The following is a 12,530-nucleotide window of genomic DNA, read 5'->3' on the forward strand; positions in this document are numbered from 1 at the left end:
CCAGCGCTGATCCACTCATCGCGGCGGGTGCGGATCGTGGTAGCCGAGCACGTCCCGTCGGCGATCTTGGCGTAGGAGGCACCCAGCACCAGAACCCCGATGAGCTTGTCGAAGACGATCCGGTCAGCGACCCGGGGCCGGTGGCAGCCCAACGGGTGAGTATCGACCACGGGCGGGATAAGGACGCTGAACTGGGCCCACAAGGGCTCGATGATGGATGATGGCACGGCAGGCACGAGGACTCCTGGCAAACATCGGAATCTTGATCGAAACCGTGTTTAACAGCCCTCGTGCCTGCACCCCCGCAACGCCACACCCCACACCTACCCGCGCGATCTCTAAGGTTCGGGGCATGACCGAGGATGTGCTCGGGCCGGACTGGGTCGCCCGCACCCTGCCGTTGCCCCCCGACGGTGTCGGACCCATGCACGCCCGCACCACCGCCGACGCCCCGGACCCGGTGGCCACACTCGTGCACCGCACCGACGCGGGCGCCGGCAGACGCGCCGTACTGTACGTGCACGGGTTCACCGACTACTTCTTCCAGACCGAGCATGCTCGGCGCTGGACGGCCGAGGGCTACGACTTCTACGCCGTCGACCTGCGAGACTACGGCCGCTCGATCCGCCCGGGCCGCACCCCCGGCTGGGTGACCGACCTGGCCACCTACGACCAGGACCTGGACGCTGCCCTGACCGCCGTCCGGGAGCACCACTACGACCAGGTGGTGCTGCTCGCCCACTCCACCGGCGGGCTGATCACGCCGCTGTACCTGGACCGTCACCCGGGCGCAGCGGACGCGCTGGTGCTGAACAGCCCGTGGCTGGACCTGAACTCGGGCTGGGTGAACCGGGTGATCACCACCCGGGTGCTGGACGCTGTGGCGCTGCGCGTACCGCGGCTGCGGGTGAGCACCCTCGGGGAGGGCTACGGCCGCAGCCTGCACACCTCCACCGGCGGCGACTGGGACTACGACCTGGCGTGGAAGCCGATCTATGACGTGCCGGTGTACGCGGCGTGGTTGCGCGCGATCCGCCGCGGGCACGCCCGCGTCGCCCGCGGTCTGGACCTGCTCGTTCCGGTGCTGGTGTGCACCTCGGGCCGTTCCGGGCACCCGGACCGGCCGACCGAGCGGGACCTCGCCGCGGCGGACTGCGTGCTGGACGTGGCGCACATGCACGCTCGCGGACCGCTGCTCGGTGCCGATGTCACGATGGTCACGATCGACGGCGGTCGGCACGATCTCGCGCTGTCCTCACCTCAGGCGCGAGGTGCTTACGAGGACGCGATCTTCGGCTGGCTGCGGCGGCGGCTGGGACCAGTGAGGACCGGCCGGTGAGGCTCTCCACGCTGTGGCAGGAGCTGCGCAGCCTGCTGACCACCATGGTCCGGCTGCTGCAGGTGCACTGGCTGCCGCTGCTGGTGATCGCGATCGCCGGGGTCGCCGCGCACGGCTACCTGCGCCAGCTGGCGATCGTGCTCGGCCGGCTGGGCGCGGTACCAGGTCTGCTCGCACTGGCGCTGGTGCCGTTCTCCACGCTGCTTGCCCTGGTCGGCATGTTGCTGGTGCTGCGCCGGCGGGTGGGCTCGCGCACCGTGGCCCGGGACCTGGTCGCCGCGATCGGGGCGGTGCTGCTGCCGTTCCTGGTGGTCTACCAGAGCGGCGGCCGGCTGACCGATGACATGCGCCACCACATGCGCAACGGCTTCTTCGACGACCTGAACCGCCTCGGGTTGGAGGGGGTCGCCGGCACCCCGCGGATCCCGGAGGCCACGTCGCTGACGGTGCTGGGCATCGTGACGGTCGCGGTCCTGGCCCGTGCGGTGACCGAACGGGTGGCGGAGAACGACCGGTTGTGGCGGGACGAGGAAGATGCGCGGCGAGTGACGTTGCGGATCCTCGCGGGCTACTGCGAGCTGGTCTGGATCGTGCTCGGTGCCTTCGTGGTCACCTACGCACTGGGCAGCCTCGCCGGATGGTGGCGCACCCGCGCAGTGGTGCACGCGGTGGGAACCTGGTGGTCCGACCTGTCCGGGGAGCTGCCGTCGTTCACCGGCGCCGTGGACTGGCTGGTCGGCGGGGTGGAGGCGCTCGTCGCCGCCGCCGGTACGGTGCTGCTCGTCCCCCTCGCCTGGTTGCTGGTCGGGGTGCTGGTCTACGGCATCCGGGTGAGCGAGGTGATCTCCCTGGACCAGCTGACCTCCTCCCGGAGACGCATCGTCGCCGGTTTCGCGGCACAGACCGCAGATCCGCGGATCCAGCGGTCCTGGCGGCGGATCAGCGAGCCGAAGGGACGGTTCGGTGTGCTGGTCGGGGCGGTGGGGATGCTGACCCGGGCCGGGTGGGCGCTGATCAGCGTGTACTGCCTGCTGTACGTGCTGATCACACTGGTGCCCTACCTGGTGTGGGCGGTGGCCCGAGCGTTGCTGCCGATGTTCGACCTGGCCGCGTGGCAGTCCTGGGGGGACACGATCGAATCGCTCGCGGAGGTGGGCACCCTGCTGCTGAGCTCGACGTTGCTGGCGGCGGCCGCAGACCGGCTGCTGCAACGGTTCGGCGCACCTCCGGGGCTACGGCTGGTCCGCCAGAGGGTCAGCCCTGCACCGCGATCCGGAGGAACTCCGGGTTCAGCAGGTAGCCGCCCTCGATCCGCACCGCCTCCGGCTCCGCGTCCGCGGGGGTGAGCACGAGCAGCTGCTGCACCGGCGGCAGCGGGTCCTCCCCGGCCTCGGGCACGGCCACCTGGAGCCGGTCCTCGTACCCGTCCACGCTCCACGGGACGTTCGAAGCAGCCTCGAACACCCTGCCCTGGGTGTCCTCCAGGTACACGTCCACCGCATAGATCTCCGACTGCTGGGTCTGCACCGCCAGGCTTACCGACCACAGCTGAAAGCCCTCCGGCGCCCGCCACTGTCCCTCCCAGGTCTGCACCGCGTCCAGCCGGGCCACCTCGGCGCTGGTCGCGGTGATCCCCTGCAGGTCCGCCCCGGCCTCCAGGGCTGCGTGCGGCTGGCTGGACCACCACGACTGGCGGGCATACTCCGAGGTCTGCCAGCCCAACGCCGCCAACGCGAGGACCCCGGCGACCAGCAGCGCCGCAGTGCCGAGCCGCCCGCTCATCGCTGCCCCGCCGGCAGCAGCTCGACCGCGGCCACCTCGACCGGCTCGGTCGCCACCGCCGCCGGGTCCACCGGTAGCCGGGTGCTGCCGTAGCGCATCGGAACCATCTCGGCCTGCGACCTGCCGGAGGGCCAGACCAGAAGCTCGACCTCACCTTCGGCGAGCGCTGAGGCGGGCACCTCGAAGACCACCTCTCCGCGGAACCAGGTGTCCGGAGCGGCCCTCCAGGTGCCGCGGGAGTGCCGATCGGTCACGCTGTAGGTACGGCCCTGGTGGTCACGCACGCCCAGGTCGTTGAGCAGGTCCGGCCGGCGGACGTTGGCGTAGGAGAGATCCACCAGGAGCCAGAGACCGGCGGTCTCCAGCTGCCGCTCGCCGTCCAGGATCGTCTCGGCCACCCGGGCGCCGTTGACGTGCACCCGGAAGTTCTGCAGCGTGACGTCCTCCCCGACCGCGAACGACACCGCGGCACCGGGGTGCGGGTTGTTCTCCGCGGTAACGCTGTCCACCACCACACCCACGGCGAGCAGCACGGCGAGCATCGCCGCCGCCAGCCACGAGCCCGACCGGGGGCGGCGCGGTGTGGCCGTCGGCTGCTCCACCGGCAGGTCGGCGACGGCCACCGACCCGGTGTGCAGCTCATGCGGGTCGGGGTAGCGGGGCGTGGGCATGGTCACTGCTCGTCGATCATCGCCGGTGGGATCTGCTCGGTGCGGGACACCTGTACGGTCGCGCCCACCTCGCCGGGGTACCAGCGCATCGTGCCCTCGAAGAACGACCGTTCCTCGGTCAGGGTGCGCAGGTCCACCTGCAGCTGGCCGCCGACCGCGCCCAGGTCCGCCACCGGGTACAGCAACGCCACCCGTTGCGGCAGGTCCGGTCCCAGCCGGGTGAGGATCGAGTCGTCCTGGGTGATCACCCCGTAGGCGACCTCCTCACCACCGGGCAGGTCGGGGACCGCGACCACCTCGTCGGGCAGGGACCACTCGTCGTCCGCGTGCACGCTCAGCTCCACCAGCACCCCCACCCAGCCCTGGGCGTCCTCGGGCAGCATGCCGGTGAGCACCTGGTCGGAGACGAAGAAGGACTCCACCCGCACCGCCGCGGGTCCCAGGTCGAACGGCTCCCCGGCCGGGACCTGCGGCGGTGGGGGCAGCTCCACGGTGCGGAACCCGCCGAGTCCGGCCACCAGTGCCGGGACGAGCACCAGCACGGAGAGCGCCACCCGCCGGGGCCACGTGCGCACCAGGGCCCACGCTGCCGCACGCACACCGCTGGCGAGGGCTGGTGCGGGACTGCTCGTCACTGCGTTCCTCCGGCACAGGCTGTCATCGTTGCAGCAGCGTACTCACCCGATACGACCAATGGGCCGACCTCTGCCTAGAATAGATCCACCGAACAACGATGAGGGAGCCCCGTTGGCAACCAAGACAATTGTCGAGCTTCGCGATGATCTCGATGGCGGTCCGGCTCAGCACACCGTTCGATTCGCACTCGAGGACTCGGTGTACGAGATCGACCTCAACTCGACGAATCGCGACAAGCTGGTGGCCGCGATGGCACCGTTCGCCGCCGCCGCGCGACGCGTGCGCGGCGCCGGGTCCGTCTCTGTCGGTGCCGAGACCCCCGTCGATGCGCGAGCGGTGCGGGAGTGGGCGCGGGTGAACGGCGTGCACGTGCCGGCCCGGGGCCGTATCCCGGACCGGATCATCGACGAGTATCGTGCCGCCGGGAACTGACGCTCTGCAGCAGGTGACAACCTGCGACAGCTGAGGTGCTGCGGCATTCGCTGCTCCACCAGCGGGCAGCATGGATTGAAAGTTCCCGCTGGTGGTGCAATTCAGCTCTCACCACCGATCATTCTTCGGCGAAGTCGAGGCGCATCACCACCCGCCGGGACGTGGGTGCGCTCACCTGACGAAATCCGGCGTTCTCGAACATTCCGACCATTCCCACGTGCCATTCCTCGCTGATCGCAGCGGATGTGGTGATCGGATAGGCCTCGATGGCGTGGGCGCCGGCGTGGCGGGCGTGCCCGACCGCCGCTCGGGCGAGAGCGGTGGCCACCCCGCGTCGGCGGAATCCTGCCCGGGTGACGAAACAGGTCACCGCCCACACGCCGTCGTCGGCCTTGTCTTGCGAACGGCCCTGCCACGGGACCTTCGCGACCCGCAGCAGCCCGGCGTAGGCGGTGCGGGGCTGGACCGCGCACCACCCCACCGGTCGGGCCCCGGAGTAGGCGAGCAGACCGGTGGTGGACTGCGCGTCGGGATGTTCTGGCTCGGTCTGGGTGCGCAGCCGGTGCGCGAGCTCCTCGCCGCCGAGCCGGGCGAAGGACTCCCCGCGGGCGAGCTTGTACCGCTGGCACTGGCAGCGGGAGGCGGCGGCACAGGTGCCCAGCAGCTCCGACAGGTCCCGCCAGGGCGCGAGGTTGGCCGGCACGATCCGGTAGGAGCCGATCATGGCGTCGGTGCTCATCTCACCTAGCGTGCTCTTCCCGGGCCGTGTTGCCAAGGATCGGGCCCCGATCGATACTCGGATCCAGGGCCGAGGGCCGGTCCGGCAGGGGCACAGGTCACGTGGGAGACCATGAGCACGACGATCTCGCTCAGCTGCTGGGTACCAGTGTCGCTGGACTACGCCTGGGACTGCTGGACCTCACCGGACGGGTTGCGCCGCTGGTGGTGGCCGCACCTGAGCGACACCACCTACCACGTGGAGCCCCGGGTAGGTGGCCGGTACGCGATCAGCTGCCCCTCGGCGCAGATCGCGGTACGTGGCACGCTGCTGGCCCTCGAACGACCGCAGCTGCTGCGGATGTCCTGGCGCTGGGGGGTCGAGGACGCCGAGGGTGATGACGACCTGGTCGAGGTGCGGTTGGTCCGGCGTGAGGACGGTGTGCACGTCACCGTGACCCACGAAGTGCTGCGCCGCGACGAGGTGGAAGCCTACGTGCAGAGGTGGAACGGCGTGATGGACCGGTTCGCCCAGCTGCGCTGAGCACGTCGCCACGACGGCGGTCCTCGGCTTGGTCTGGTCTGTTCGGCTGGTCGGGGGCTTCTTGCCGACGGCATCATCCGGGACACGCTGCTGCAGGCCGGGCCGCAGGTCGCGCTGGTGGACAACAGCTATGTGCTCATGGCCCTGGTGGGTGCTGCCGTCGCGGTCGCCATCCGCCTGGAGGGCCGGGTGTGGGACCGGGCGTTCCCGCCGATCGACGCCCTCGCCCTGGGCGTGTGGGCAGTGGTCGGCGCGCAGAAGACGCTCGGGGTGGGGCTAGGCCCGATCGCGGCGATCATCCTGGGCCTGGCGACCGCGGTGGGTGGCGGTTTCGTGCGGGACATGGTGGTACGCCGGGTGCCGACGATCCTCGGCGGCAGCACGCCGTACGCCACCTGCGCGCTGGCGGCGGCCGGGGTGGCGGTGCTGTTCACCGTCCTCGGGCTGACCACGATCGGCAGCTTCGCTGGGACGGCGGTGGGCGCCGGGTTCTGCCTGCTCGCCCGCTACCGGGACTGGGTGCTGCCGGCCGGGATCGGGTGGAAGCCGCCCCGGCCCTCGTTCCGCCGAATCCTGCCACGGCGCCGGAAGAGCGCCTGAACCCCTCCAGCACCTGCCGGCTGCGGTGAACAGTGGCTGAACGCTGTGTGCCTACCCGAGAGCGACGGTGTCCCTCCGGACCGGGCGGGCTAGCCTGGAGCACGTACTCCAGATGAAGGGTCGAGACAGATGACGCTCGTGATCGCCCACCGCGGGAACTCTTCGGTGGCGCCGGAGAACACCCTGCCTGCGCTGGCGTCGGCCGGGTTCGCGGGTGCGGACCTGATCGAGATCGACGTGCAGGTGGGCCGTGACGGTGCCGGTGTGGTGATCCACGACGACTCGGTGGACCGCACCACGGACGCCTCCGGCCCGGTGAACGTGCTGGACACTGCCGAAGTGGCGCGCCTGGATGCCGGCTCCTGGAAGGATCCGGCCTACTCGGGCGCGGTGGTGCCGATGTTCGCCCAGGTGCTCGAGGTGCTCGGCCGGTTCCCGGACCTCGGGCTGCTGCTGGAGTTCAAGGGCACCTGGGCCGAGGGCCCCGCCACCGACCTGATGGACGCGCTGACCGCTTCCGACGTGGCCGACCGCACCATCGTGCAGAGCTTCGACATCGACACGGTCCGCGTGCTGCGTGCCCTGGCCCCCACCGTCCGGTGTGCGGGGCTGGCCCGGTCCGGTGATGCGGAGACGATCGCGATCTGCACCGACCTGGGTCTGATGGCCTGCAACCCGCACTACCGCAGCGTGATCGAAGACCCGGCCTCCGTGCACCGGATCCACCAGGCAGGTCTGCAGACGTTCCCCTGGACCGCGAACGAACCTGCGGACTGGGCGGCACTCGTGGCCGCCGGTGTGGACGGGATCATCACCGACCGTCCCGACCGTCTGCGCGGCTGGCTCGCCGCCCAACCCTGACCCCACTGCCCGGGTCGTCCTGCCAGGCGTGCACCACAGCGCACGCCCAGCATGACCACCCGGGCAGTGGGAGGGGTGGGGTCAGACGCGGGCGGCGGCCAGGGCTGCAGCGGTGGTCAGCGCGGCCACGGTCGCCTCGTACCCGGTGTCCTGCCGCGCCCCGGGCAGACCCGCACGGTCCCGCGCCTGGGCCAGGTCGGAGCAGGTGAGCACACCGAAGCCGACCGGCACACCGGTGCTGGTGGCCACCTGGGTGAGCCCGGTGGTCACACCCTGGCAGACGTACTCGAAGTGTGCAGTGGTGCCCTGCAGCACCATGCCGAGGGCAACGACGGCGTCGAACCCGCCGCGGGCGAGCCGGGCCGCGGCGACCGGCAGCTCGAAGCTCCCGGGCACGCGCACCACCTGGGGCTCCTCGATACCCGCGTCCGCGAGCGCCCGCAACGCTCCGTGGAGCAGACCGGTGGTGATCTCCTCGTGCCAGCGGGCGGCCACGACGGCCACGCGCACGAGCGGCAGGTACGGCGCTGCGAGTCCTGGGCCGGTGTGCGGCGGCTGGTTGGTTGTCGGATCGGTGCTCATCGGGGCCCCTCCTCCGGGACGGGTGGTGCGGATGGTGCCGGCAGCCAGGGCAGCAGGTGCCCCAACCGGTCGGCCTTGGTACGCAGGTAGGCCAGGTTCTCCGGGCCGACCGGAGCCGGCGCCGGAACCAGTGCTTGTACGGTCAGGCCGGCGCTGGTGAGGGCGTGCGCCTTGGCGGGATTGTTCGAGATCAAGCGGACCCGGTCGGCACCGAGGTCGTGCAGGATCGCAGCGGCAGTGTCGTACTCCCGGGCATCGACGGGAAGCCCCTGGTCCAGGTTCGCCTGCACAGTGTCCCGGCCCTGCTCCTGGAGCGCGTAGGCGTGGATCTTGGCGGCCAGACCGATGCCCCGGCCCTCGTGCCCGCGCAGGTACAGCACCACTCCGCGCCCGTGCTCGGCCACGGCGGCCTGCGCGCCGGTCAGCTGCTGGCCGCAGTCGCACCGCTGCGAACCGAGCACGTCGCCGGTGAGGCACTCCGAGTGCACCCGCACCAGCACGTCCTGCTCGCCGGCGAACCGCTCGTCCGCGCCCAGCCCGGTGCACAGCGCGAGGTGCTCGGTGCCGTCCTCGTCGGTGAAGGGGAGCACGCGGAACAGCCCGGTGGTGGTGGGCAGCGTGGCGGCTGCTCCACGCCGCACCCGTGCGGCCCTGGCCAGCACCTGCGCGGTCCGGGCAGTGCTCGACGGCGGAACACCTCTCTCCCCGGCGCTCACCTTCCGGTACTGGATCAGCTCGGCGATGCTGACCCTGACCAGACCGTGCATCCTGGCCAGGGCGCGGAGCTGCTCGCCCCGGTACGGGACGCCGTCGGGCGTGAGCATCTCGCAGATCACGGCGGCCGGGGTGCGCCCGGCGAGCCGGGCCAGGTCGACGCCCGCCTCGGTGTGCCCGGCCCGGCCGAGCACCCCAGCGGGATGGGCCACCAGCGGAAACACGTGCCCGGGGCGCGCGAGATCGTCCGGCCCGGCCTCGGGGTCGGTGAGCAGCCGGACCGTGCGGGCCCGGTCGGCGGCGCTGATCCCGGTGGTGATGCCCGTCGCCGCATCCACCGAGACGGTGAACGCGGTGCCGTGCGACTCGGTGTTCTGCGCGGTCATCGGCGGCAGGTCCAGCCGGGTGGCGCGCTCGGAGCTGATCGGCGCGCACACCAGGCCGCGGCCGTGGGTGGCCATGAACGCCACCGTCTCGGGTGCGACTGCGTCGGCGGCGGCGACCAGGTCGCCCTCGTCCTCCCGGCGGGGGTCGTCGGTGACGATCACCATCCGCCCGGCCGCGATCTCCGCGATCGCCTGGCTCACCTGGTCCATCAGTCGTGCCCTCTCGTCGCGGTCTCCTGGGCTCTGGGCAGCACGCGGGCGGTCAGCCGCAGGTCCGTGCCGAGCATGCGCACCTCCGGTGGTCCGAGCCGGTGCGTCCCGGCGATGCTCAGCACACCAGCGTCGTCCAGCGCGGCCGGGCCGGCACCGAGCAACGCGGGGGCCAGGTAGCCGATCACGCGGTCCACCAGCCCCGCGGCCAGGAAGGAGCCGGCCAGCCTGGGGCCACCCTCGAGCAGCACGGAACGCAGGCCGCGCCGGTACAGCAGCTCGAGAACGGCGGCCGGGTCGAGCAAGGTCGCCCGGTCGTGCGGCCCGCCGTTCGGCGGCGGGCCCGCCTGTCCCGGATCCAGCCGGACGCGGGCGACCTGCACGTGCGCAGGGAGCTCCGGGGCGCGCACCCCATCAGCGAGCACCAGCATCGTCGGTGCGCGCTGGTCGAGCACGCGGGCACCGGGCCGTGTGCGACCGCGTGGGTCGAGCACCACCCGCAGTGGTTGACGGCCATCAGCGGGCGCCGGGCGCACGGTCAGCGCCGGGTCGTCCGCACGCTGCGTGCCGGCCCCCACCAGCACGGCATCGGCCCGGTCCCGCCACTGGTGCGCGTCCGCACGTGCCGCACTGCCGGTGATCCAGCGGCTGGTGCCGTCCGCGGCCGCCGAGCGGCCGTCCAGCGTGGCGGCGAACTTCCACGTGAGGTGCGGACGACCGGTCCGCTGCGCCGTGCTCCACGCCTCGTTCACGGCGGCAGCCTCCGCGGCGAGATGTTCGGGCACCAGGAGACTGCCCGGGCCGTGCACCCGCACCCCCGCGCGGCGCAGCGCCTCTGCACCGCCGCAGTGCACCGGGTCCGCGGCGGCGTAGACCACCCGGCTGATTCCCGCGGCCAGCAGCGCTGTGGTGCAGGGACCCGTTCGGCCGGTGTGCGCGCAGGGTTCCAGGGTGACGACCGCTGTACCGCCGAGCACGCCGGCCCCGGCTGACGCATGGGTCGGTCCCGAGCCGGCTGCCGGTCGGCCGGCAGCCCGTGCCGCAGCGTCCTGCAGTGCGAGCACCTCCGCATGCGCTCCGCCCGCGCGGACGTGCCACCCCTCCCCCGCGACGGTGCCGGCACGGTCCAGCAGCACACACCCGACCGCCGGGTTCGGGCTGACCCGGCCCAGTCCGCGCCGGCTCAGCGCCAGGGCACGGCGCAGCGCCGCGACCACCTGAGCCAGATCACGGGCAGGAGCAACAGCTGCTCCGCCGTCCGGAATCGCCACCGGGTACTCCTTGCGCTCGGGCGCAGTCCCGGGGTCGGCGACGACGACCCGCACGCCCGCAGCAGACCTGCCACCCGGGCGACGACCGCCGTGCGCGCACTACCTCCCATCCGGACTTTCACCGTCGGTCCAGGAGTTCCACCTGGTCAACCGGCCGCTGGCTGCGGTCGGGTCGCGGACTGTTACCGCCGGTTCGGAATTGCACCGACCCCGGAGTGCGCGAACTTCAGTTCGACCCAGCCAGTCTGCCACACCCCACCCTCCTCGGGTCAGGGCTGGACCACCCAGGCCCCAAGCGGCTCGTGGTCGTCGTCCTGGCCCCGGATCGCGCGCAGGCTCTGCGCCACGAACCCTGCCACGGCCCGCGCCCCGGCCAGCCCGAAGTGGGTGTTGTCGCGACCCTCGGGGAGCTCCTGGTCTGGTTTGGCGTGCGGGAACAGGTCGGCGGAGGCCTCCTCGCCGAGCCACACGTACAACCACCGCGTGAACGCGGTGAGGTCGATGACCGGCACGTCCAGCCGGTGGCCCAACCTGCGCACAGCGCGAGGGTACGGTCCGTGCGAGACCCGCAGCGCGCCGTCGTCGGCGAACAACCTGCGCTCCACGGAGGTGGCCAGCACCGGCTGCCCACCGCGCTCGCGCACCTGCGCCACGAAGGTGGCGAGGTTCTCGGTGTACCGGCCGTCGGCGGCCAGCTCATCCCGCTTCTGGTCGTTGTGCCCGAACTGGATGAGCACATGCTCCCCCGGCGCGATCGCATCCAGGGTGGCCTGCCAGCGGCCCTCGGCCACGAACGAGTCGGTGGTGGCGCCACCGATCGCCCGGTTCGCCACCTCGTCGGAGACGAACTCGTGGAACACGCCACCCCACCCGATCACACCGGAACCGTCCAGCGGTCCGGGGGCCACAGTGGAGTCTCCGGCCAGGTGTATCGTCATCAGCTCCGTACTCTCCTACGTCCGTGTCCCATGCCCCATGCAGGGGCATTCTGAATGGATTCAGAGTAACGAACGCCAGGGCTGCGGTCGCTAGCACGGCGACCTGCGCGCCAGGTCGACCGGTCTGCCTGCGCAGCGGTCGCGCACTACCGCCGCGGCGTGTGCTCTCAGTCCGTGGGCAGCGCGGGACGGTCCAGCACGTCCGCGAGGGTGGCCAGCGTGCTGCGCAGGGAACGGGTCCGCTCGGCACCGAGCGTGCTGGCCAGTGCGTCGGCGAGCCGGATCTGCACAGCCTCGACCTGCTCCAGGACTGCCCGTCCCGGCGGGGTCAGGTGCACCAGCGCGAGCTCTCCGGCCGGGTCCGAGGCGTGCGCGTGCCGACCGAGCAGCCCACGTTCCACCAGGGCGCCGACCGTGGCCTCCGCGGCCTCGACCACCTGTCCGATCACCTCGGCGATCCCCCGCGGGTGCACCGAGCCTGCGTCCACGGCGGCGAGCACCTGCACCTCTCCGGCGCGCAGCCCGGTCACGGACTCGATCCGGCGGGCGAGCTCGGTACCCGCGGAGCCGATCCGGGTGAGCTCGTCGGCGAGCGCGAGGATCTCCCCCACAGCGGTGGTGGGTACGGCATCGCGCACGTCTGCACCGTCGAAGCGGTGCGCCCCTGCTGAGACGACGGCGTACTTTTCTGCCAGGTCTTCGTCGATCATGCTCACACCCTGCCCAACGCCACGGGCCCCGAAAAAGTTCCCCGCGGCTGCCAGTAGCCTCACCCCCTGACGACACGAGGGTGGCCTCGCTGCCGAGATCTGGCGTGGGCTGGACATCGAGACCCCTCGGAACGGCT

General features: G+C 71.9%; 15 protein-coding genes, 1 pseudogene and 1 riboswitch. Of the genes and pseudogenes, 6 read left to right on the plus strand and 10 right to left on the minus strand.

The features are described from left to right. Positions 1-236, minus strand: a pseudogene (locus K338_RS22895) (IS5/IS1182 family transposase); the annotation flags it as partial. 116 nt (positions 237-352) lie between these two features. On the opposite strand from K338_RS22895, the gene K338_RS0114270 reads away from it, so the two are divergent. Together K338_RS0114270 and K338_RS0114275 are read left to right on the plus strand one after the other, a co-directional pair. Next, positions 353-1,339 carry an alpha/beta hydrolase gene (locus K338_RS0114270; RefSeq protein WP_022918846.1) on the plus strand — a complete coding sequence of 329 codons (987 nt, stop codon included), beginning with the start codon at positions 353-355 and terminating at the stop codon, positions 1,337-1,339. Further along, the gene (locus K338_RS0114275; RefSeq protein ID WP_022918847.1) at positions 1,336-2,685 is read left to right on the plus strand and encodes a hypothetical protein; all 1,350 of its coding nucleotides are present in this window, start codon (positions 1,336-1,338) and stop codon (positions 2,683-2,685) included. Before K338_RS0114270 ends, K338_RS0114275 begins: the two co-directional genes overlap by 4 nt. On the opposite strand, the gene K338_RS0114280 is transcribed toward K338_RS0114275, so the two are convergent. From K338_RS0114280 to K338_RS0114290, 3 genes are read right to left on the minus strand one after another with little or no spacing between them, the layout of a single operon-like run. After that, complete coding sequence (locus K338_RS0114280; protein ID WP_022918848.1) at positions 2,594-3,121, minus strand: hypothetical protein; 528 nt, start codon at positions 3,119-3,121, stop codon at positions 2,594-2,596. The two genes, K338_RS0114275 and K338_RS0114280, sit on opposite strands and share 92 nt — an antisense overlap. Continuing rightward, a complete protein-coding gene (locus tag K338_RS0114285; protein ID WP_040654006.1) occupies positions 3,118-3,792 on the minus strand; it encodes a hypothetical protein in 675 nt (224 codons plus the stop codon). The genes K338_RS0114280 and K338_RS0114285 overlap by 4 nt, the downstream gene beginning before the upstream one ends. 2 nt (positions 3,793-3,794) lie before the next feature. After that, positions 3,795-4,427, minus strand: coding sequence for a hypothetical protein (locus K338_RS0114290; RefSeq protein ID WP_157612484.1), 633 nt, complete (start codon positions 4,425-4,427; stop codon positions 3,795-3,797). A 112-nt stretch (positions 4,428-4,539) separates the two neighbouring features. Here K338_RS0114290 and K338_RS0114295 point away from each other — a divergent pair, with 112 nt between their 5' ends. Then, entirely contained in the window at positions 4,540-4,860 is a 321-nt protein-coding gene (locus K338_RS0114295; protein ID WP_022918851.1) for a histone-like nucleoid-structuring protein Lsr2, read from the plus strand. A gap of 118 nt (positions 4,861-4,978) precedes the next feature. Here the strand turns inward: K338_RS0114295 and K338_RS0114300 are convergent, their stop codons facing one another. Continuing rightward, entirely contained in the window at positions 4,979-5,599 is a 621-nt protein-coding gene (locus tag K338_RS0114300; protein WP_022918852.1) for a GNAT family N-acetyltransferase, read from the minus strand. 111 nt (positions 5,600-5,710) lie between these two features. Here K338_RS0114300 and K338_RS0114305 point away from each other — a divergent pair, with 111 nt between their 5' ends. The 3 genes from K338_RS0114305 to K338_RS0114315 all read left to right on the plus strand — a co-directional run bounded on the left by K338_RS0114305 (position 5,711) and on the right by K338_RS0114315 (position 7,582). Then, complete coding sequence (locus K338_RS0114305; RefSeq protein ID WP_022918853.1) at positions 5,711-6,121, plus strand: SRPBCC family protein; 411 nt, start codon at positions 5,711-5,713, stop codon at positions 6,119-6,121. Positions 6,122-6,238: 117 nt separating this feature from the next. Further along, the gene (locus K338_RS22900) at positions 6,239-6,721 is read left to right on the plus strand and encodes a trimeric intracellular cation channel family protein (protein ID WP_022918854.1); all 483 of its coding nucleotides are present in this window, start codon (positions 6,239-6,241) and stop codon (positions 6,719-6,721) included. Positions 6,722-6,850: 129 nt separating this feature from the next. Beyond that, on the plus strand, positions 6,851-7,582 hold the full coding sequence (locus tag K338_RS0114315) for a glycerophosphodiester phosphodiesterase (protein WP_022918855.1): 732 nt from the start codon (positions 6,851-6,853) through the stop codon (positions 7,580-7,582). Between the two features lie 81 nt (positions 7,583-7,663). Here K338_RS0114315 and ribH read toward each other — a convergent pair whose 3' ends face one another. From ribH to K338_RS24640, 5 genes are all read right to left on the minus strand, one after another. After that, positions 7,664-8,164 (minus strand): 6,7-dimethyl-8-ribityllumazine synthase, encoded by a 501-nt coding sequence (gene ribH, locus K338_RS22905; protein WP_022918856.1) that lies wholly within the window; start codon positions 8,162-8,164, stop codon positions 7,664-7,666. Then, positions 8,161-9,474, minus strand: a complete 1,314-nt coding sequence (gene ribB, locus K338_RS22910; protein WP_022918857.1) for a 3,4-dihydroxy-2-butanone-4-phosphate synthase — start codon at positions 9,472-9,474, stop codon at positions 8,161-8,163. Before ribB ends, ribH begins: the two co-directional genes overlap by 4 nt. After that, entirely contained in the window at positions 9,474-10,799 is a 1,326-nt protein-coding gene (gene ribD, locus K338_RS0114330) for a bifunctional diaminohydroxyphosphoribosylaminopyrimidine deaminase/5-amino-6-(5-phosphoribosylamino)uracil reductase RibD (protein ID WP_022918858.1), read from the minus strand. Before ribD ends, ribB begins: the two co-directional genes overlap by 1 nt. 38 nt (positions 10,800-10,837) lie before the next feature. Continuing rightward, a riboswitch (FMN riboswitch) is annotated at positions 10,838-10,968 on the minus strand. Between the two features lie 46 nt (positions 10,969-11,014). Then, the gene (locus K338_RS0114335; protein ID WP_022918859.1) at positions 11,015-11,683 is read right to left on the minus strand and encodes a rhamnogalacturonan acetylesterase; all 669 of its coding nucleotides are present in this window, start codon (positions 11,681-11,683) and stop codon (positions 11,015-11,017) included. Between the two features lie 167 nt (positions 11,684-11,850). Continuing rightward, complete coding sequence (locus tag K338_RS24640; protein ID WP_022918860.1) at positions 11,851-12,393, minus strand: helix-turn-helix domain-containing protein; 543 nt, start codon at positions 12,391-12,393, stop codon at positions 11,851-11,853. Between the last annotated feature and the right edge of the window lie 137 nt (positions 12,394-12,530).

The sequence above is a fragment of the Ruania albidiflava DSM 18029 genome, assembly GCF_000421225.1.
In the GTDB taxonomy this organism is placed as follows: Bacteria; Actinomycetota; Actinomycetes; order Actinomycetales; family Beutenbergiaceae; genus Ruania; species Ruania albidiflava.